Source organism: Rouxiella silvae, from assembly GCF_002093625.1.
In the GTDB taxonomy this organism is placed as follows: Bacteria; Pseudomonadota; Gammaproteobacteria; order Enterobacterales; family Enterobacteriaceae; genus Rouxiella; species Rouxiella silvae.
In genome coordinates this window covers 23,143-43,690 of sequence record NZ_MRWD01000048.1, presented here as the reverse complement: position 1 = coordinate 43,690, position 20,548 = coordinate 23,143, and the positions used below count along the sequence as shown (strand labels likewise).

Below are 20,548 nucleotides of genomic sequence, written 5' to 3'. Positions count from 1 at the left end.
GTTTATAGATGCATGAATTATTCATTTTTTACACAAGCAATAAATTAATGTAAAAAACTATTGCTTGTTATTCGATGGTTTTCGTATGTTTAGAAAGTAAGGCTTATGATTACAGTATTAATTTCTGTACCCCCGCATCTAAGAATCGCAGATCGAAATCGATATGTAATTTAGATTCGCCTGTTTATCTTAAAATTATACCTCAGTGATATTTATTTAATTACGAATAATATTACACCGATCTTTAGTAAAATATTTTTTTGAATTAATCTTATTGATCACTGAGATCAGTTTTCGGGCACAAATGACTGTTCACAAGTATTCGTCCAAATAATCACTGAGTGCGATGTGAATGCTAATTATCTGAAAGTAAGCGTTTTTATAGACGAGAAAACAAGCAAGAGTAAGGGGAAATCTATCCACTTCAGGAACCAAACGGACACTAACTGGAAATCCACGACGATAATTTTGGTAGTAAAATCAGCTCCTGCATAAATTATCTTTATGATAATAAAGGGTTTTACTGGTTTGAGTGAGAAGTGGAGGTGTTAATGCCAGTATCTGACGGACAGGTAAAGTTTAACTGAGTAACCTATGCTTTTAAAAGTAAAGGCATAATTGAATTTTTAGTTTAAGTTATCCTAATATATATTATTTGTACGTAAGGATAGTTTAATATTTGTTATTATATTTTTACACAGTTGTTAAAGAAAGGTACTTTGAGAAATAAACCTTATTTTTTTGCTAAGAATCAAAACGACATTTAGATTTTTAAATCATTCCTAGCACTTAGCAGCTCGGCAAAGAGTTTATTGAATTCATCAACTTTGGCACGCAGACTGGCCATATGACGCTCTTTTTCAGATTCAGGAAGATAGGCGAAAAGCTTGAGCAGATCGAGCTCACGCTCTGAAAGTGGCGGGGTTAATGCTTCAACAGGCGTCGGTGAATTCTCACTGTCGCCATATAAGATCCACATAGGTGAACATTTTAGTGCCTTAGCGAGTGCAAAAAGATTTTTGCCACCGGGTGTCGTATCACAGCTTTCCCACTGCGAAATTGTGACGTGTGAAACCTTCACCGCCAAAGCAAGATTGCGTTGGGTGTGTTTCAGCTCTTTCCGTCGCAATTTAATGCGTTCACCGTGGTCCATCATAATTGAATGATTCTAATTTTTATCGACTTAAATATCTCAAACACATTTTTTTAGGAAAAGCTAACATTGGCTTTTTATTTAAAATCCCATTTTCTCATCGATTTTTTCAATGAGATTGTGCTTGAGTGAAAATAGCGCAGCCAGTCCTCCCATGTTGTTGGGGGAAATTTGAATTTTTTGAGCTAGGCGGTCCAGCTTTATAGTTCAATATGGACCTTATTGATACAACAAGACAGGTGTATTAACTAAATGAGAAATTAAATTATTTTGAATTTTAGATGCAATTGAATTTTGCAGTCGGGCGGGGACTGGGACTAACTTAACAAATTATTTAAGTATATTATGCCCTGCCGATATTTCTGTGTTAACAGAAACTATCATGGTTACAACGATATGTTTACACACCATAACGTAGGTCGCAGTATCAAGAAAGAAGGCTCCCTCATCCAGCCAGCTATCTTTCTCGCCGGGGAGCCTTCGGTTTTCAATTCGCCATCATGGAAGACCAAAATCTCGGAGTGGGATGGCACACTCAAAGGGTTTGGGCTTGAGACAGCGCATGCTCGCGGGGGGATTACAAGGTTCCGGTTCCGCCGTCAGAGCACCACACTTGGCCAGAAGCATAGCTGTTCTCTGCACTGGCAAAGGTGACATATAACGGTGCGATTTCAGCCGGTTGTCCCGGACGAGCCAGCGGAGCATCCTCCCCAAACTTTTCGACTTTTTCTTGCGGTTGGCCACCGCAAACTTGAAGGGCTGTCCAGTAAGGCCCAGGCGCGACGGCGTTCACTCTTATGCCATCTGGGCCAAGCTGTTTTGCCAACGACTTGGTAAAGGCGACGATTGAAGCCTTGGTCTGCGCGTAATCCAGCAAAATTTCGCTCGGTTTATATGCCTGAACTGAGGTGGTATTAATGATAGAAGCGCCGCGAGGCAGGTATTCCAACGCAGCTTTGGTGATCCAGAACATGGCGTAAACGTTGGTTTTAAACGTCGCGTCGAAAGCCTCAGTGGTCAGGTCTTTAATGGATTTACAGAACTGCTGACGACCCGCATTGTTTACCAGAATGTCTAATCCGCCCAACTCCTTCGCAGCCTGTTTGACCAACTGCTGGCAAAAATTCTCTTCACGAATATCACCCGGAATGGCAACCGCCTTGCGGCCTTCCTCCCTAATTAATGCTATCACTTCTTTTGCATCCGACTCTTCTGCGGGAAGGTAGTTTATTGCCACATCAGCCCCTTCACGGGCGTAGGCAATGGCAACTGCGCGACCAATACCGGAGTCTCCGCCGGTGATAAGTGCCTTACGGCCTGCTAGTTTTCCACTGCCTTGATAGGATTTTTCACCGTGGTCTGGACGAGGAGACATCTCGCTAGCCAGCCCAGGGAAGGGTTGTTTCTGCTGTTTAAAAGGCGGTACAGGATAAGAATCGGCATTACCCAAGACGTTTGCTGTGTCAGAATTTTGCTTGTTACTCATTATGCGCTCCTTCCATATTTACGCGAAACATAGATAAAGCCTAGGTCAAAAAATCACAGTTTTGAGTTTTTAGGATTGTTCTTCAGAAAACGGGCCTGGGTACCAACACACAATTTTTACTGTCCGCTGACCAACCCATCCATCACCGAAGCGGCATCTACATCCACAAGCAAGCACACTAACGTAGTATTACCCGTTGATTCTATTAATGATAAGTTTACGTTGCCTCCGCTTATTGCATCGCCTTTATAGAGCATATTTCTCTCAACCTCGATCTCGCCGTCCATGACATATAAAAACTGAGCAAAACCTTCGCGTTGCGGAGCCTCGGTTTTATCATTGTGCTCAAGACGAATGTCATAAACATAAACCGCCTGACGTATTTCCAGCGGCGCATCTTCGCCTTCGGGTCCGGCCAGCAGCGTCCACTGATTGGTTTTGATGCCTTCCGGGCGATTCATAAACTGCGTGCGACCTTCAAGATTTGCCAGACGCGGGCGGATAAAAATTTGCAACATTTCGGTCGCGACCAGTGGCGTGGATTCTTCATGCCAAAAACTTTCGCCGGCGTTCATCATCATCAGCTTTTTCGACGACAGCGGCGTACGATTGCCGTTTGAATCTTCATGTACCATCGATCCCTGCCAAACATAGCTGAGGATTTCATCATTAACGTGTTGATGCATGCTGACCAGCGTACCCATTTGTAGATTCGCGTGGTCGATAACACTCAGCGGCCCAAATGCGTCGTCGTGACGTTCAGGCAAGATCTTTCCAGGGCGCATTCGGCGTATCTTAAAAGGGCCATATTCAAAGGTCGATTTCGGTTCCGCGCGTAGTACGTTAAACATTTTTTACTCCCTCGGCATAGGGTGAACACGGTGATCCCGCGCACATGGAATAAGCATCATGGCAGCATAATGGCGAATTTTCCTGTAGCGGGTAAGTTTGCAGAGACGCTCGGCGTGATAAATAGAGTATTGATGGCTGTATAAATATTCAGTATCATCAACGTTGTCTATTTTTTATTCGGTAACGCCTCGCTGTTTTAGTGTCCTTATGCAAAACGAAAATACCCTGCTTTATCAGTATCCTGAACATCTGCGTCATACGCTCGATACGCTGCCCTCACGCAGCGGCGTGTACGTTTTTTACGGCCAGGACCACACCTTTCCGCTGTATATCGGCAAGAGTGTCAACATTCGCAGCCGTGTGCAGGCGCACTTTCGAACAGCCGCCGAAGCCAAGCTGTTACGCATGACCAGCAGCATAAATTATTTTGAAACCGTGGGTGAAATTGGCGCTTTACTGCTTGAATCACAAATGATTAAAGAGCAGCGGCCGCTGTTTAACAAACGTCTGCGGGTGACACGTAAACTTTGCTCCTTGCAGGTGAGCGACGGCACGACGCGGGTCATATTTAGTAATGAAACGGATTTTTCCACGGCCCACGATCTGTTTGGATTATTTAAAACCAAAATGGCCGCTATCGAAAAATTAAGGGAAATAGCCGATCGGGAACGGCTTTGTTATGGCGCACTGGGGCTTGAAAAATTGTCGAACAAAAGGGCCTGTTTTCGCTATTCTTTAGGGCGCTGTGCGGGCGTTTGTTGCGAAAAAGAGTCGCTTGAAGCTCACCAGCTGCGGCTTAAAAATGCGCTGGAAGCGATGAGAATTCGTAGCTGGCCCTATCCGGGACGCATCGCAATTGAAGAGAAATCAGAGCAGCAGACGGAATACCACGTGCTGAATAACTGGTTTTATTTAGGCACAGTCAACACACTCGACGCTGCTAAAGAAGTGAATATCACACCTCCGCATTTCGATCGCGACAGCTACAAAATACTGTGCCAGCACATTTTGAAGCACAAGGGGCTGGCGATCACGCTGCTCGATTAACCCCTCGTTAAGCGTTTAGCCTTTGGATAATGCCTTAAGTGCCGCAATACCTTGGGTTTCAATCAGCGTTTGCAGTGGTGAAAAGAGTGGGGCGGGCAGTTCATCAAGATGAAACCAGTGCCAGCCTTCACATTTTTCCGGCTCCAATACGGCAGGTTCCCCGGCTGCCGTGCAGCTGTACATAAACAGCGTGATGTAGTGCTTGCCAACGTCGTGGAACACATTGCTGACGTAAGGCCCCGCGTGCAGTTCTCCAGTATCGAGACTGGTTTCCTCTGCCGTTTCGCGCGCGGCACAGGCCTGTGGCGTTTCACCAAATTCTAAATGCCCGCCCGGTGCTGACCAGTCTCCGGCACCGTGACTGCCTCTGCGGCGGCCTAGCAAAAGTTTACCCTCGCGAAAAATAAGTACGCCAACGCCAATCTGTGGTGACATATAAAATCTCCTGTTGTTTTAGAGATAATGCTTGGCTAAGCGTCCTCAAACAAGTTTCATTTAGTGCGGTTGGCATGAATCTGGGCTAACGAACTCAAATAGACTCCACGGCGTTTAATTCACACCTAACGTCGTCCTGCGCTGCCGCAAATACGGATTTTCTCGGCCACCACCGCCTTCATCGCCAGCTTGCCCGGAACGATGTATTTACGCGGATCGTTGGCGTCTGGATGTTGATTGAAATATCCTTTAACCGCGTCGGCGAAGGCAATTTTAAGTTCGGTAGCAACGTTAACTTTGCATACGCCGAGTGTGATGGCACGTTTTACCATCGCTTCTGGGATCCCCGAGGCGCCGTGCAACACCAGCGGAATATCAACCTGCTGGCGGATCTTCTCCAGACGATCGAAATCCAGTTTTGGATCCCCCTGATACAGCCCGTGTGCCGATCCTATGGCCACCGCCAGCGAGTCAATACCGGTGATTTCGACAAACTCACGTGCCGCCAGCGGATCGGTAAAGAAGCTGTCGGCCGAATCTACAACTAGATCATCCTCCTGTCCGCCGAGCCTGCCTAACTCGGCTTCCACGCTGGCACCGTAGCGATGACACAGTTTTACCGCCTGTAAAACCAGTGCAATATTTTGCCGAAACGGCAGGTGTGAACCGTCGATCATTACTGACAGGATCCCCTGACGCACCTTATCTTCAATGTCATTCATCTCTTCGTGGTGATCGAGATGCAGTGCCATTGGCAGATTGTAGCGGCGTGCGGCCGCCTGGCAGATCTCCACCAGATAATCGGTACCGGCATAGTCAAAGGTGCCCGGCGTGCCGGCCATGATCACCGGCGACTCCAATTCCGCGGCGGTTTCGGCAACCACCTGCACCGTCTCGAGATTGTGCACGTTGAACGCCGGAACCGCGTAGCCTTCGCGCTGCGCTTTGTTAAGCATTTCGCGGTTAGAGACTAAATACATAGAAACTCCCTGTGTTGGCAATGTTAAACCACAGTTAAAGCGCCGAGGCGCTGGCCTGATTTGCCGGTTTTGAATAGTGATAAATCGTGACCCCTTTAACCACGCGGTTAACCTCGCCTGTCGGGCAGGGGTTATCCGGCGTCAGGCCATGAGCCAGCGAGGTTTCCATTGCCAACATCTGGGCAAACAGCAGATAGGGGAACATCATCCACACGTCGTCACCTTCGTGATGCAGTGTTTGCACGTCGGGCACGGTATCGGCTTCGCCGCTCAGACCGACCATTTGCTGCACCAGTCCATCACGCTTGAGTTCATGCCACAGGTCTACGTCGTACTGACGCGCATAGCTGTCGCTGGAAAACATCATCAGCACCAGCGTCCTGTCGTCGACCATAAATTTAGGTCCGTGGCGAAGACCCAGCGGTGAGTCATAGCGGGTGACAATGCGACCGGCGGTAAGCTCCAGCATTTTCAACGAGGCCTCTTCCGCCAAACCGGTAAAGCAGCTGCCGCCTAGGGTGATGTAGCGGCTGAAACCGCTGTTGGCCAGTTTTTTCACCTGCGGCTGTAGGCTTTCGCGCAGGAGATAGCAGCTTTCGACCATTGCATTCAGTTGTGGATAGGCTTCGCTGAGCGACTGTGGCCCCAGCAGCAGCGCCGCACCAAGCATCATGCAGCTAAAGCTGGAAGTCATGGCAAAGCTTTGGTCGTTGGACCCTTCCGGCATTACCACTGCCAGCACGTTGTCGCGGCCTTCGGCATATTGCGCCAACTGGCTGTCCGGGTTACACACCAGCATTAGGTGATAGCACTCCGGCACCAGTTGGTCTGCCAGCGCCACGCTGGCCACGCTTTCAGGACTGTTGCCCGAGCGGGCAAACGACACCAACAGCGTGGGGCGCGAGCGGTCGAGGTACTGATGCGGATTGGCAACAATATCCGTGGTGCCATAGGCTACTACGTCACGCCCAGTTTGCTGGCGCAGCCACGGCGCTAGCGCACGTCCTGCAAAGGCGGAGCTGCCCGCTCCGCAGAGCACAATTTGCAGACGTGGGTCGGCCAGTAGAGGTTGCAAAAAGGGCTGCCACTGCCCGCTGTCCTGGGTTAGCTGCTGATGCAGGCGACGCCACATGTCCGGCTGTTGCCATATTTCGCGCGCAGTGTGCAGGGCATTGTGTTGCTCCAGCCAGTCGGTGCTGTAGGAAAAATAGGGGGTCATGATACGTACTCCTTAGCAGCTGGCTGGCAGGCATCGGCATAATCCGTCAGCACTTCACTGATTTTGTGTATAACCCAATCCTGAGGGTCGGAAGAAAGCGTGCCAGCATTGATAGCGCGGGCCTGTTCAGGCAGATATTGGCTGAGCAATGCCAGCGGAACCGGATTTTTACGCAGGTTGTCCAGCATGTGGTCAACCGCCTGTGAAACCTCCGGCAGCGGCCAGTAATAACGCACGCGGTCGCTCAGGCTGTATTGTCGATAAAGGTGTTGCTGATGCGGTTTACCCGGATAGTAGCGGCGCCACTGCTCGGGGCGTTCACACATCACCTGTTCCAGCGTGGAACATAGGTGTGAAGCCTGATGTTCCCCCAGCCATTCCCGCTCAATGTGGTCGAGAGCAAACAGCGCCTCGCGCAGAGCAAACGTCAGGGCAGGGCCGACTTTGAGAATGGCAAAGTGGTCGCGCACCAATTGGCGATAAGCCTGCGGAGGCTGGTAATCGGTGGAGTGAGCCTCATAAACCAGCGTCGGCCAACTCTCGATAAAACGGGTCAACTGTCGCGCGCGCTCTGGCTGATAGTGCTCAACGCTTTGGTTATCAAATTCAACGCCAGGCTGGACCACCAACGCGATCACTCGCGGCCAAACCGAGGCTAAACCCTGCGCCATCCAGGCACTGCGATGCACGCCGAGTGTGGTTTCAACCGCCTCAGGCGTGGTGACGTGCATGCCTTCCTCCAGCTCACCCTGTGCGCCGCCCGGCACCGGCACTTCGGTGCCTATCACGTACACAGGTGCTTCTCCGCCGTGCAGCTGCCAGTTTTTTTCCGCGATGGCACAAAGGCGTGCGGCACGCTGAGCCACCTGTTCGTCGCCGAGTGGGAAAGGGTCGCCGGCACAGGACATTGAACAGTCGAGATGAATTTTGCGAAAACCGGCGGCGACGTAATCGGCAATCAGCGTGTCTGCCAGCGCCATCGCCTGTTCTGCGTCTTTATCCTGCCAGGCATTAGGGCCAAGATGGTCACCGCCGAGCCAAACGCGCTCGCGCGGTAAACCCAATGCATCGGCCTGCTGCCAGACAGCATCACGAAACTGATGCGGCTTCATGCCGGTATAGCCACCAAACTGATTGACCTGATTCGAGGTCGCCTCAATTAACACCGCGCTATCCCGCTGTAGCGCCTGACGCAGCGCGGCCTCTATTACCCAGGGATGCGCCGAGCAGACAGAAAACACGCCTACTGGTTCTCCAGATTTATGGCGCTGGATCAGCGAAAGTAGTTGTTGCATGAAAACTCCTTAACAGGATGTTCAATTGACAGAATGTTGGATGGCGTGCTTTAGCGGTCGGCGATGATCACCTCGACGCCTAAATTGTGCAGCGACCGGCGGTATTCGTCGGGAATGCCGCTGTCGGTCACCAGCTTTTGGATCTGCCCAATTTCGCGGATCATGCAGAAGCTGGTGCGGCCAAACTTGCTGGCATCCGCTACGGCAATCACTTCACGCGCAACGTCACACATTGCGCGATTGAGCTGCGCTTCTCCTGGATTGGGCGTGGTAATGCCGCTGACCAGATCAAAACCGTCTACGCCCAAAAACAGCTTGTCGAAGCGGTATTGGCGAATGTGCTGCTCGGCCGAGGGGCCATAAAGCGACCATGACTTTCGCCTGACGCTGCCGCCTATCACCATCAAATCCACCTGTTCGTTGCTGGCCAACTCAAAGGCAATATTGAGCGCATTGGTCATCACCACTAGCTCCTGCTTGCCCTGCAACTGAGGCACCATCTGGCTGATGGTGGAACCGGAATCAAGAATGATGGAATCTCCATCGTTAACCAGCGCGGCGGCGGCGCAGGCGATGGTGTATTTCACGTCGCGATTGATGCGGCCCTTGTCCTGCAACGGGCGGTCAAACACGAACTGTTTGTTAAGCTTGGCGCCGCCGTAGGCGCGAACGGCGCAGCCACTTTTTTCCAGATAACGCAGATCGTTACGAATGGTCACGCTGGACACGTCGTATTGTCCGCTGAGATCCTCCACGCGCACCGACCCTTCACGACAAAGCTGGTCGATAATTAACTCCCGACGTTTAAGCGTATTAATCATTGCCGTTTACACTCCCGAGGCAGCGGTGCTGTTTCTGCTTACGTTTATTTTGCTGCTTTCGGTGTTTCGAGGTGATTACACCAAACGCAACTCCGGAAATCAACGTCATTTTTCACAATAAATCCTTATATATCATAAAGTTAATTATCATATCTCTTTCGTTTCATCATGAATCGAAAGGCCGAAGGAATGAGGAAAAGGCTTTAAAACGGTTATTTTTCAGCGCTTCTTTCGGTTTCCCTGCACACTATTTTTTTAAACAGTGAAAGGGAGCAATTAACGGAATACTTTTTATCTTTCGCTTATTTGATTGAAAAATTTTTCGGCAATAGCCTCATTTCAACTCGTGTGGAGCAGCGCCGCACCGCGTACGCCGCTGCTGTCGCCAAATACCGGCGGTAAAATAGCCGCGGGGTTGCTGTGGGCGAATAACCAGCCGCGCATTGCCTGTGGCAGCAGTTGGTAAATCTCGGGTATGTTCGACAAGCCGCCGCCGAAAACAAATGCGTCAACGTCGAGCATCAGTTGCAGGCTGGCCAGTGCGCTGGCGAGAATATCGATATAAAGAGTGATAAGCCGTGCGGCCAGTGGACAGCCCTGCCGATAGTGCATCAGCAGTTCTGGCACACTGGTGGCTGGATGGTTAACATGCAGGCTCAGCGCCATCAGTCCACGGCCAGAAACGTAGCGTTCAAAACAGCCGGTCAATCCGCAGGTGCAGGTAAAAAGCGGCAAGTCATAGCGCTGCACCAGCTGCGCCGAAATAGGCGTGTGTCCCCATTCGCCCGCCAGCCCGTTTTTTCCCTTGTACAGATGCTTGTTAAGCACCAGACCGCCGCCCGCACCTGTGCCGATAATCACACCAAAAACAATGTCATGGCCGCGAGTTTGTTCAGTACTGGCTTCTGAAAGTGCAAAGCAGCGGCAGTCGTTTTCAATCGCCACCGGCCGTTCCAACGTATGAGTCAGGTCATCCTCCAGGCAGTGTCCTGACAGGCAGGGAACGTTAACCGAAAGTTGCCGATGGCTCACTGGGTCTGTTACGCCGGGCAGGCCGATGCCGATAGTCCCTCGCGTGTGCAGCGTCATGTCAGCCTGCGCGACCAGCGTTTTTACACAGTTCAGAAACTGCTGATAGTCTCCGGTCGGCGTATTGACCCGCTGGCAAAAAACCTGGTTAAGGCGGTCATCAAAGGCAGCCATTTCAATTTTTGTGCCGCCAATATCAAATCCATAGCGCATCAGTGCTCTCCTTGGGATCAGGCCGAATGGACTGCGATAATGGCCCCTTCACGGCGGGCGCGTTCGGCGGCGAAAACCATTAAATGGCTCTCCAGCGTTTCTTTGGGGCCTGAGAGGATCTGGCTGGCGTCGTTGCGTCGAATGGCGTCGATAAAGTGCGCCATCAGGTAGTAATCACCGCCGCCGTGCCCACTCATGGTGCTGCTTTGCGCCGGACTGATGCTGTCGATGTCTTCTACGTCATACAGCGTTTCGCTGTCGTCGATAAACGAGGTGATGCGGATAAATCGACCGTCGCCTTCCAACGTGCCGTGGCTGCCGAAAAGCTGTGTTTTGCGGTCTTCGTGGCGGGTGAAGGCGGTCATGGTGAAAGAGGCCGTTTTGCCGCCGGCGAACTGAATGTTGACCACCTGATGGTCGACCACGTTATTGTCACAGCGATAAACGCAGCGGCCGTACTGACCGTGGCGCAGGGCGGCAATCAAATTTTCCTGGCTGACTTCCGGCGTCAGCACGCGCAAAAAACCCTGCGTTGATTTGTGGGTATCGCCAAGATAGATTTTCTTGGCCGAATAGGGACACGTGGCTTCCACGCGACAGTCGAGGCAGTTATCGGCGGCATCGGCCGGTTGATTCTCGGCGCGAAAATGGCGCAGGCCGCCAAATGAGCTCACTTGCTCGCACGGGGTATCCATGATGTAGCGGATCCAGTCGATATCGTGGCAAGATTTCTGCAATAGCATCGAGGCCGACTGCTGATCGTTACGCCAGTTGCCGCGCACGAAAGAGTGGGCCTGATGCCAGTAACCCACCGGTTCCAGATGCTGCATGCTGATCACGTCGCCAATCACCTTGTCGCGCAGCAGCTGTTTAAGTTTCTGGGTGTAGCGCGTGTAGCGCAGCACGTGGCCTACCGAGAAAATAACCCCCGCACGCTGCACCGCCGCAACAATATCTTTGCACTCTTGGCTGTCGGGCGAGAGAGGCTTTTCCAGCAGCATATGATAGCCCTGCGCCGCAAAAGCCAGTGCCGGTTCGAGATGCATACTGTCCTGAGTACAAATCAGTACCGCGTCAGCCATTTTTACCGCGGCGGCCGCGTCTTTCCAGTCTTTGAACACAGCCTCTGGGGCAATGCCGTGCTGTTCGACAAACTGCTGCCGATAGGTATCACGAGGCTCGGCCACGGCGACAACGCGCATCAGTTCAGGATGCGCCAGCGCGTAGCGTGAATAGATTTCACCTCGCGCACCGGCACCGACAACCAACACGCTCACGGGCTGAGTGGGCGTTAAAGCAGATGATGATGTAAACGACATAAGGTTCTCCACATTGCAAACTGTCAAAAGGGCCGTAACGTTTAGTGATGCTGTTTTAGATTTAGGCCAGTTTCTTTGTCGAACAGGTGCGCGCGGTCGAGGGCAAAATCGAGCCAGATTTGCTCACCCAGCAGCGGGTCCCAGTCATAGCGCGTGGCAACGCGGGTAATGAAACGATAGCCGCCGATGTCGCAGTGCAGCAGTTCTTCATTGCCCATGCGCTCGACGGTAACGATGGTGGCGGCAATGGCATTGGCATGACCTGCCTCAACCAGACGCAAATACTCGGGGCGGATGCCGAGGCACACTTCACTGTGTTGATAGCCGCTGAGCTGCTGGTGCAGCTGAGGGGGAAGATTGAGCTGTGTGCGTTCATCGAGGCGCAGGCCGATGGAAAATCCCTGACGGACCAGCGGCAGATCATGCAGATTCATTGACGGGCTGCCAATAAACTCGGCGACAAAGCGGTTAGCAGGGGAGTGATAGAGATTAACCGGTTTATCAACCTGCATGATTTGCCCACGATTTAACACGCAAATGCGGTCGCCCATCGTCATGGCTTCAACCTGATCATGGGTAACGTAAATCATGGTGGCGCCTACGCCTTCTTTTTTAAGCTGGTTGTGTAAGTCAATCAGCTGTACGCGCATTGAAACACGCAGTTTGGCGTCAAGGTTTGATAGAGGCTCATCAAACAGAAAGACTTTTGGCTTGCGCACAATGGCACGACCCACCGCCACGCGCTGGCATTGACCGCCCGAGAGTTGCCCTGGTTTACGCTGAAGTAAATTGGTAATTTCCAGTTTCTCGGCGGCGTTACGCACCCGACGGTCAATCTCCTGCTTGCTCTCTTTGCCAATCAGGCTAAACGCCATGTTTTTGTACACGGTCATATGGGGATAAAGCGCGTAATTTTGAAATACCATGGCGATGCCGCGGTCCTTGGGCATGGTGTCGTTTACACACTGATTTTGAATGATGATTTGCCCCTCACTGACGCTCTCTAACCCGGCAATCATGCGCAGCAGTGTGGATTTAGCGCAGCCTGAAGGCCCGACAAACACCATAAATTCGCCGTCGCAGATCTCCAGATCGATGCCGTGAAGTGCTTTAAATCCGTTTGGATAAACTTTTTCAACGCTATGCAATTGTATTCCGCTCATCTAACTCTCCCCCCTCATCTTTCGGGGTGATAAGGTGATTAATAAAAGGGCTTAACCTTTGACGCCTGAACTGGCGATGCCCTGAATGAAGTAGCGCTGAAACAGAATGAACAGCATCAGCATCGGAATAATGGCCATCAGCGCGCCGGCCATCAGCATCGGATACTCCTCGCCCGCGCGGCTTGATAGAGAGGCCAGCCCCACCGGAAGCGTGAGTTTGTCGCTGCTGGTGTTGACGATCAGCGGCCACATCAGATTGTTCCAACTCCACAGGCCGTTGATGATGATGCAGGCTACGATCCCCGGACGGATAAGCGGCAGCATAATGCGCCAGAAAATGGTGAAGTGGCTGTAGCCGTCCATCAGCGCAGCTTCTTCCATCTCTTTTGGCACCGCCATAAAGAACTGTCGCAGTAAAAAGGTAGCGTAGATGCTAAACACGCCGGGCAGGATCATCCCGGTCAGGGTGTTGATCAGGCCCAGCTTCTGCACCACTAAAAACTGTGGAATAAGAAACGCCTGACCGGGCACCATCAAAATTGAAATACACAGCACAAACACCACGTTGCGTCCGCGAAAGTGCAAGCGGGCAAAGCTGTAGGCGGCCATGGTGGCGATGGCCATTTGCAATGTGACGGTGAAAAACGTCGACAAGATCGAGTTCAGGTAAAACCCGGTGAAGGGGATCTCGTGCAAAATTCGCCCATAGGCCGAAAAGTTAGGGTGCGAAGGCAGTATTTGCAGTGGGATCTGGATGCTTTCGGCCTGGGTTTTAAGTGAAGTAATTAGCATCCACAAAAACGGTACCACCGACGCCAGACTGGCGAGCAGCATGAAGGCGTAGACAGCCCATTTTTGGGCGTTGAACCGCTTCGCCTGCGTGGTGCGGTGAGGCAGGTCCTGAGTAGTGGTTGAAAATAGGCTCATTGAATGCTCCTTACGACACTTTCAGGCGTTTGCCGATGGCCATCTGGATAAGAGTGATCAGCATGGTGACGATAAAAAGCACCACGGTGATGGCGGAGGCGTAGCCTTTTTCCTGCAAATAAAACGCATTTTTGAAGAACAAATAGGTAATGGTCATGGTGTCGCTTTCGACCATTGAACGATTGAACATCAGGTAGATGACGTCAAAGATTTGCAGTACTTCGATGAAGCTCATGACGGAAACAAAGAACAGTGTGGGGACCATCATCGGTAGCGTCAGGCAGAAAAAGCGGCGCAGGGTGCTGATGCCGTCAATGTCGGCGGCTTCGTAAATTGATTTCGGAATATTTTGCAGTCCTGCCAGCAGGATGATGATTTTTAGCGCCAGTGAAGACCAGATGATGATGATCGAGACGCTCAGGCGTACCACTTCAGGGTCAGATAACCAGCCCACTGCCGAGACATCAAAGAAATGCAGCAGGTAGTTAATCAGGCCAAAATCTTTGTTAAACAACCACTGCCACACCATGGCAACGGCGGCGGGCATGGTTACGGCGGGCAAGAAAAGCAGAGTACGAAACACCGCTTTTCCGCGAATATTCTGATTGAGACCCATCGCCAGCAGCAGGGAAAGCGTTAGGCTGACAGGCACACACACCACCACGTAAAACAGCGTATTGAAAATTGCCGAATAGAAGTCATCGTCGCTGAACAGATCGCGATAGTTATTGAGATTAAAGCTGCTCCAGTTCATGAACTGGTCAAGATCGGTGAAGCTGTAGAAAATGTTTTGCAGGAAGGGAATGAAGTAAAACACCAGCAACCCAATCAGCAACGGCAGGACCATTATCCAGCCCCAAAAACGTTCGGCGCGCTCAAGGCGGGTTAATATGCGGCGCGCCGGGCGAGCGGAGGCGGCATTGAGGTCTTGGGTGACGGTGTTTTTCTGCTTTACCGCAACCGAAACCGATTCTGCAAGCGACATGGTAAATACCTCATGTGGGTGTGCAAAAGGCCCTCTCCGGCCCACGATGTTTATCGGGTCAGAGAGGGTGAATAACGCTTCAGTCAACGGTTACTCTTCCATGACGCGAGAGATTTTTTTAACCGATTTATCCATCTCTTGCTTGGCATCGGCGCCCATAAAGATGCGCTTCAGGCTGGCAATCCACATGTTTTGCCATTTTGGCGTGTTCGTCCCGGCGGTGGGGTAGGCTTTGGTAAAATTGAGCGTTTCGATGTACGGCGTGACGTCAACATTTTTGATGTTGGCTGCCCAAGCTTTTGCTGCCGTTTTGTTGGCCGGGATCACGGCGTTGGCGAGAATTTCCTGTGATGGCTCTGAGCTCATAAATTGAATGTACTTCCAGGCTTCTGCTTTGTGCGCGCTCTTGGCCGACATGGCAAATCCAAGGCTGTGCGCCACGCCGGACTGACGGTCAATTTTAGGCATAATTACTACGCCAATATGGTCATTAATCAGTGGATTACTGGCGAAAGGCGCCGCCAACCAAGAACCCGCGTAGGCCATCGCTGCACGGTTGGATTGGAAAATGTTCTCAGTTTTAACTTCACTCATCTGTTGCGCGGTGGGCAGCAGGCCGGTTTTCATCATTTCCTGTAGCTGCTGATAGACCCAAATTGATTTATCGTTGGCGATATCGGTAGGTTTGCCTTCGGCTGGCACCACGTTGTTGCCACTTTGATAGAGTAGGTTGAGGTAGCTATCCTGACCGTCGTTGCTCAAATCCATGACCAGCGGGAATTCGTCACCTTTCAAACCGGCCTTTAACTGGGTAGCCTTGGCTTTCAACTGGTCCCAGGTCCAGTCGTTAGTGGGATAACTGACTTTGGCTTCATCGAACAGCTTTTTGTTATACCAGACGGCAATCGAGTCGACGTCGCGTGGAATAGCCAGCTGTTGCCCTTTATATTGATAAGCTTTAACCGAGCTGGCGACAATATTATTCAGGTCGAGTTTGCTTTTTTCAATGTCGCTATTTAACGGTTCCAATAAACCATTTTTGGCGTACTGAATGAAATAGGGCATGTTAATCCAGAATATATCTGGCGCTACGCCACCGGCCGCTGCTGCGTCAAGTTTTATGAAATATTGTGCGGCGGGAGTCAGTTCAATATCAATTTTAATGTCAGGGTTTTCTTTTTCGAAATTCTTGGCAATTTGCTGCTCGGCGGCTAATTGATTTTTATCCCACACGGCATAACGCAAAGTTATCGGGTCCGCAGCGTGCACGGAGAATGAAATGAGGGCAGGTAATAATATCGCTGATGCCGTTATGCTACGGCTAAATAAAGCCGATGCAAATAAAAATTCGGTGCATTTGATTCGTGACATTGACATCCCCTTGGTCGTTCGAAAAATAAACATTTACGTAACGTGCATTCTTTCTATCCCCTAAATTTCGGTGTGTCAATATCACCACTTTTGCCCTAAATCAGTGCGAATTGCTTTCGATGTTGTTAAAATCGAAAGGTTAAAAGTGAAAGATGAAAGCTGTTTTTCTTGTAACTTTTCGATAACATTTATCGGTGCTTCTCCTGACGGCAAGCGGTGTCGAGGCTTTACTGTCGAGGCCTGGCGGGCAGAAACCCTGCACTACAACAGGGAATAGAAAAGCTTTTATTGTGCATCGGGATAAATCTTTCATTTTTGTGATGTAAATAAACAAAAAAAAACGACTTTCGTTCGCTTTAGGTAGACGACTGTCGCGCTCCAACATTATTAATGAGATCCTCTCTCATCTCGCATATTGTATATTTAATAAAAAGATGGCAGGTTTAATCATCATCTCTTTTAATTACCGATGCGAGTCTACCTATTATGCTGCTGTCACTGTCGTTCACTCATAGCTTGGAAAAAATATTTCATCAAAAATCATTGCCGGTGTTTAATACCATTAATAAACTTTCATTGTTAAGAAATGAAAGCCTCTCTTTTCAGTGTGTCTATTGCTTACAACAAGAAGATGATGAACCACGCAGACAATTGCGTTATGAGCTTGATGGCCCGCTGTCTGAATATATTCAAGTGCGCCAGGTTCGTCATGTTCCCAGCCTTTTTCCTTGTTATACAACGACTGATGACGATTATCTCACCACTGAGCCAGGATTATTTCCTGACCCGCTAATGCCACTGAAGAATAATACTTTCTTTGTGAACGGTAACTATTACGGCAGCCTGTGGTTAACGCTGATGCCCGCAAAAGAAAGCCTGCCTGGCGGAACATTCAGCATTAACTTGCGGGTTATTGACGTGGCCACTGAGCAGGTTTTGGCAGAAAAGGCGGTGGAAATTGAAATTTTGCTTTGTGCTTTACCGCCACAAAAGCTGCTTCATACCGAATGGTTGCACGCCGACTGTCTGGCTGATGTTTATCACACCGAGGTGTTTAGTGAGGTTTGGTGGCGCACGGTCGAAAATTTTGTTCGCTGCGCGGTAAAAAATGGCGTCAATATGATCCTCACGCCGGTTTTCACGCCGCCGCTGGACACGGCACTCGGCGGCGAGCGCACCACCGTGCAGCTGGTGGGGGTCAAGCAGGATGCTGGTGGAGTCTATCATTTTGATTTCAATAGGCTTGAAAGGTGGGTTTCGCTGTGCCAGCAGTTGGGGATCACGACCTTTGAAATTTCTCATCTCTTTACCCAGTGGGGGGCGCATCACGCACCCAAAATTTTAATCGAAAAAGAGGGGGAACTGCACCCCGTATTCGGCTGGCACACGGATGCCCACGGTGCCGAATATCGCGATTTTCTGCACGCTTTTTTGCCCACACTTTGTGATTTCCTGCGACATAAAGGGCTTGAAAAAAACACCTGGTTCCACGTCTCCGATGAGCCAAAAATGGCAGATATTGATGCCTATCGTCGCGCCAATAACCTTATCCGCCCACTGATCGCCGGTTTTCCGGTGCTAGATGCGCTGTCTGACTATGAATTTTATCAACAAGGGCTGGTAGAAAATCCGGTCACCGCCAGTGACCATATCGAACCGTTTTTGAGCAATCAGGTGCCCAATTTATGGACCTATTACTGCTGCGTTCAGAAACTGGCGGTGGCTAACCGATTCTTTGCCATGCCGTCTTATCGCAACCGAATTTTAGGCGTACAGCTTTATCTTTATTCGATAAGCGGTTTTTTACACTGGGGATTCAACTTTTATAACAGCGGACATTCGTTGGAACACCTCGATCCTTTCGCCATCACCGACGGGCAGGGGGCTTTTCCATCTGGCGATCTTTTTGTTGTCTATCCGGGTGAAGATTATGAGCCGATTGAGTCGCTGCGTTTACTGGTGTTGCGCGAGGCGCTGCAGGACCTGCGCGCGTTGCAGCTACTCGAAACATTGACTAGCCGTGAAGAGGTTGAAGGGTTAATCGATAACCTGGCCGGGATGCGCATTACTTTTAAGCAGTATCCGCGCCAGGCCGAGTTTTTACTGACGCTGAGAGAGCGGGTCAACCGGCAGATAATGCTGGCCTGCGTTTGACTGTCACAGGTATGAAAATAAATAATTTCATACCTGTATTAATTATTCTGGTGGGTTCTGAAATAGTTGTTAAAGAAAAAGAGGATTTGCTCATTAATTTCGCTAATAATCTGCTGCCAATCTTCAGTTTGACTGTGCATTATGTTTAGCTCTGTGACAAAATTACAGCCACTTGATGTGCTGTAGCATTTTGCTCGGTTGCCATCTTGTTGTTTAAACGCCAGCCAGGTGGCCATTTTAGCTAAATAAAAGATCCAATAGACAGCAGGCGTCACCGTTGCGGTCTATGTTGTTGATCTAAGGAATTCTATGAAATTAGCCAGTTTTTATCGCCCACAGTCCGACCAGAAATCTTATGGTATTGTTACTGAACATGGCGTTATTGATGCGGGAAAAAGATTCTCCGACCAGTATTTAACGCTTCAGTCTCTATTAAATGACAATGCATTAGACAAGCTGCATCAATTGGCGGCTTCTCCCGTCGATTACCTTATTGAAGATATTGTTTTTCTACCGGTTATTGAAACACCAGGAAAGATTTTCTGCGTGGGTATGAATTATTCAGATAAGCGCAAAGAGTTCGAAGAAAATAACAACGCGCCGACCTTGTTTATTCGTTTTCCGGATACCTTTAGCGCCCATAAAGACAACCTTATCAAACCGGCTTCTAGCGATGAGTTTGATTATGAAGGCGAACTGGCCGTGGTTATTGGCCGCTACGCCAGCGAAGTGAAGAAGGAACAGGCACTGGATTATATCGCGGGCTACAGCTGCTTTATGGACGCGACGGTGCGTGATATGCAGCACACCTGGTTCACGGCGGGGAAAAACTGGAGACAGACCGGGGGTTTTGGTCCGTGGCTAGTAACAAGTGACGAAATTAGCGACCCTCAGGCACTGCCCATCGAAACTTTCCTGAACGGTATGCGCGTACAAAACGATACCACCGGCAATATGATTCACTCGGTTGCTGACATCATCGAATATATCTCTCGCTTCAGTCCGTTATCACCGGGCGACGTTATTATTACCGGTTCGCCAGGCGGCGTAGGTAAGAAAAGAACGCCACCTCTGTTTATGAAAAGTGGCGATGTGATAGAAGTAAAAATCGGCGGAATTGGCACCTTGACCAACCAAATCGTCGCTCAAGCTGTCGCACAAACCCTATAGTTCGCTATAACCCCAGACATGATGAGATTTCCCCTGTGCATGATTGCAGGGGGAAGTTTCATTGTCTTTACGCTCTGCGTGATACGTGCAGCGCGGCGGCTTTATTCGCTTTCACCACCGAGGAGTCCAACGGCTCGCCCAGCAGCATTGATGCACACAGCATTCCCATAAAGCAGTCACCCGCCCCGTGAGTACTTACTAACTCGATTTTCTCTGCTTCGATGGCCTGAGACTGACCTTCGGCGTTGCAGTAGGCTACACCCAGTTCACCGGCGGTCACCACTACGACGGGATAGGTTTTATTCAGCACTTGAGCGGCCTCTGAGGCTTGGTGCAGGCTGTTAACAGCGATGCCGGACATGTCTCTGGCTTCGACCGCATTGACCACCAACATGTCGATATGTTTTTGCAGTTCGGCTGAAAGAACTTTGGCCGGTGCGGCGTTGATACACACATTTATGCCGCGTTTTTTAGCTTCGACAGCGGCACGAAGATTGATCTCTTCCGGCAACTCGTTTTGCAGCAACAGCAGGCCAACGCCGGACCACAGCGCGCTGTCGCTAAACTGTTGCGCATTAATTTTAGTGTTGGCATTTGAGATAACCACCGCACCGTAATCGCCCTCGGCGTCGGTTATGGCAACGCTCATGCCTGATACGCTGCCATTGATAATTTCGACGTGCTGAACATCGACGTGGTTTTTTTGCAAAACATCGAGCAGCCATTGGCCGTGGGCATCATTGCCAACCGCGCCTAAAAATCCGACGTTGGCCCCTGCCTGTGCGGCAGAAACTGCCTGATTTCCGCCTTTACCGCCAAACTTGTATGAACATCCAGTGCCGATGACCGTTTCCCCTTTCTCGGGGCGGTGATGCGCGTCCACCATAATATCGTAATGCAGACTACCGACAACGAGGAGCTTACTCATA

Annotated in this window: 18 protein-coding genes; 3 read left to right on the top strand and 15 right to left on the bottom strand. The window is 50.3% G+C overall.

The genetic code is table 11. The features are described from left to right. Nucleotides 1–763 precede the first annotated feature (763 nt). The 3 genes from BS639_RS18180 to BS639_RS18170 form a co-directional block, all read right to left on the bottom strand. Complete coding sequence (locus tag BS639_RS18180; protein ID WP_055782057.1) at nucleotides 764–1,156, bottom strand: helix-turn-helix domain-containing protein; 393 nt, start codon at nucleotides 1,154–1,156, stop codon at nucleotides 764–766. Between the two features lie 574 nt (nucleotides 1,157–1,730). Beyond that, nucleotides 1,731–2,639: an SDR family oxidoreductase gene (locus tag BS639_RS18175; protein WP_084983929.1), complete on the bottom strand. Its 909-nt coding sequence runs from the start codon at nucleotides 2,637–2,639 to the stop codon at nucleotides 1,731–1,733. 116 nt (nucleotides 2,640–2,755) lie between these two features. Then, entirely contained in the window at nucleotides 2,756–3,490 is a 735-nt protein-coding gene (locus BS639_RS18170) for a pirin family protein (protein WP_084983927.1), read from the bottom strand. Nucleotides 3,491–3,698: 208 nt separating this feature from the next. On the opposite strand from BS639_RS18170, the gene cho reads away from it, so the two are divergent. Continuing rightward, nucleotides 3,699–4,538, top strand: a complete 840-nt coding sequence (gene cho / locus BS639_RS18165) for an excinuclease Cho (RefSeq protein WP_084983926.1) — start codon at nucleotides 3,699–3,701, stop codon at nucleotides 4,536–4,538. 15 nt (nucleotides 4,539–4,553) lie between these two features. Here cho and BS639_RS18160 read toward each other — a convergent pair whose 3' ends face one another. From BS639_RS18160 to BS639_RS18110, 11 genes are all read right to left on the bottom strand, one after another. Continuing rightward, nucleotides 4,554–4,973 carry a nucleotide triphosphate diphosphatase NUDT15 gene (locus BS639_RS18160; protein WP_055782046.1) on the bottom strand — a complete coding sequence of 140 codons (420 nt, stop codon included), beginning with the start codon at nucleotides 4,971–4,973 and terminating at the stop codon, nucleotides 4,554–4,556. Nucleotides 4,974–5,098: 125 nt separating this feature from the next. After that, nucleotides 5,099–5,953 carry a tagatose bisphosphate family class II aldolase gene (locus BS639_RS18155; protein WP_084983925.1) on the bottom strand — a complete coding sequence of 285 codons (855 nt, stop codon included), beginning with the start codon at nucleotides 5,951–5,953 and terminating at the stop codon, nucleotides 5,099–5,101. A gap of 34 nt (nucleotides 5,954–5,987) precedes the next feature. After that, complete coding sequence (locus BS639_RS18150) at nucleotides 5,988–7,172, bottom strand: SIS domain-containing protein (RefSeq protein ID WP_084983923.1); 1,185 nt, start codon at nucleotides 7,170–7,172, stop codon at nucleotides 5,988–5,990. Beyond that, nucleotides 7,169–8,467: a D-tagatose-bisphosphate aldolase, class II, non-catalytic subunit gene (locus BS639_RS18145; RefSeq protein WP_084983922.1), complete on the bottom strand. Its 1,299-nt coding sequence runs from the start codon at nucleotides 8,465–8,467 to the stop codon at nucleotides 7,169–7,171. Before BS639_RS18145 ends, BS639_RS18150 begins: the two co-directional genes overlap by 4 nt. A gap of 50 nt (nucleotides 8,468–8,517) precedes the next feature. Beyond that, a complete protein-coding gene (agaR, locus tag BS639_RS18140; protein WP_055782032.1) occupies nucleotides 8,518–9,288 on the bottom strand; it encodes a transcriptional repressor AgaR in 771 nt (256 codons plus the stop codon). 339 nt (nucleotides 9,289–9,627) lie between these two features. Continuing rightward, nucleotides 9,628–10,530 carry an ROK family protein gene (locus tag BS639_RS18135; RefSeq protein ID WP_055782029.1) on the bottom strand — a complete coding sequence of 301 codons (903 nt, stop codon included), beginning with the start codon at nucleotides 10,528–10,530 and terminating at the stop codon, nucleotides 9,628–9,630. Nucleotides 10,531–10,547: 17 nt separating this feature from the next. Then, nucleotides 10,548–11,849: a Gfo/Idh/MocA family protein gene (locus BS639_RS18130; RefSeq protein ID WP_084983920.1), complete on the bottom strand. Its 1,302-nt coding sequence runs from the start codon at nucleotides 11,847–11,849 to the stop codon at nucleotides 10,548–10,550. 41 nt (nucleotides 11,850–11,890) lie between these two features. Next, the gene (locus tag BS639_RS18125) at nucleotides 11,891–13,012 is read right to left on the bottom strand and encodes an ABC transporter ATP-binding protein (RefSeq protein ID WP_084983918.1); all 1,122 of its coding nucleotides are present in this window, start codon (nucleotides 13,010–13,012) and stop codon (nucleotides 11,891–11,893) included. Nucleotides 13,013–13,063: 51 nt separating this feature from the next. Then, nucleotides 13,064–13,846: a carbohydrate ABC transporter permease gene (locus BS639_RS18120; RefSeq protein ID WP_055782129.1), complete on the bottom strand. Its 783-nt coding sequence runs from the start codon at nucleotides 13,844–13,846 to the stop codon at nucleotides 13,064–13,066. A 103-nt stretch (nucleotides 13,847–13,949) separates the two neighbouring features. Further along, complete coding sequence (locus tag BS639_RS18115) at nucleotides 13,950–14,924, bottom strand: carbohydrate ABC transporter permease (protein ID WP_055782018.1); 975 nt, start codon at nucleotides 14,922–14,924, stop codon at nucleotides 13,950–13,952. A gap of 90 nt (nucleotides 14,925–15,014) precedes the next feature. Continuing rightward, on the bottom strand, nucleotides 15,015–16,295 hold the full coding sequence (locus tag BS639_RS18110; RefSeq protein ID WP_084983916.1) for an ABC transporter substrate-binding protein: 1,281 nt from the start codon (nucleotides 16,293–16,295) through the stop codon (nucleotides 15,015–15,017). Nucleotides 16,296–17,087: 792 nt separating this feature from the next. On the opposite strand from BS639_RS18110, the gene BS639_RS18105 reads away from it, so the two are divergent. Then, entirely contained in the window at nucleotides 17,088–18,449 is a 1,362-nt protein-coding gene (locus BS639_RS18105) for a DUF4091 domain-containing protein (RefSeq protein WP_233427706.1), read from the top strand. A gap of 309 nt (nucleotides 18,450–18,758) precedes the next feature. After that, the gene (locus tag BS639_RS18100; RefSeq protein WP_055782002.1) at nucleotides 18,759–19,619 is read left to right on the top strand and encodes a fumarylacetoacetate hydrolase family protein; all 861 of its coding nucleotides are present in this window, start codon (nucleotides 18,759–18,761) and stop codon (nucleotides 19,617–19,619) included. A 67-nt stretch (nucleotides 19,620–19,686) separates the two neighbouring features. On the opposite strand, the gene BS639_RS18095 is transcribed toward BS639_RS18100, so the two are convergent. Further along, entirely contained in the window at nucleotides 19,687–20,547 is an 861-nt protein-coding gene (locus tag BS639_RS18095) for a ribokinase (RefSeq protein ID WP_055781999.1), read from the bottom strand. Nucleotide 20,548: the final 1 nt, after the last annotated feature.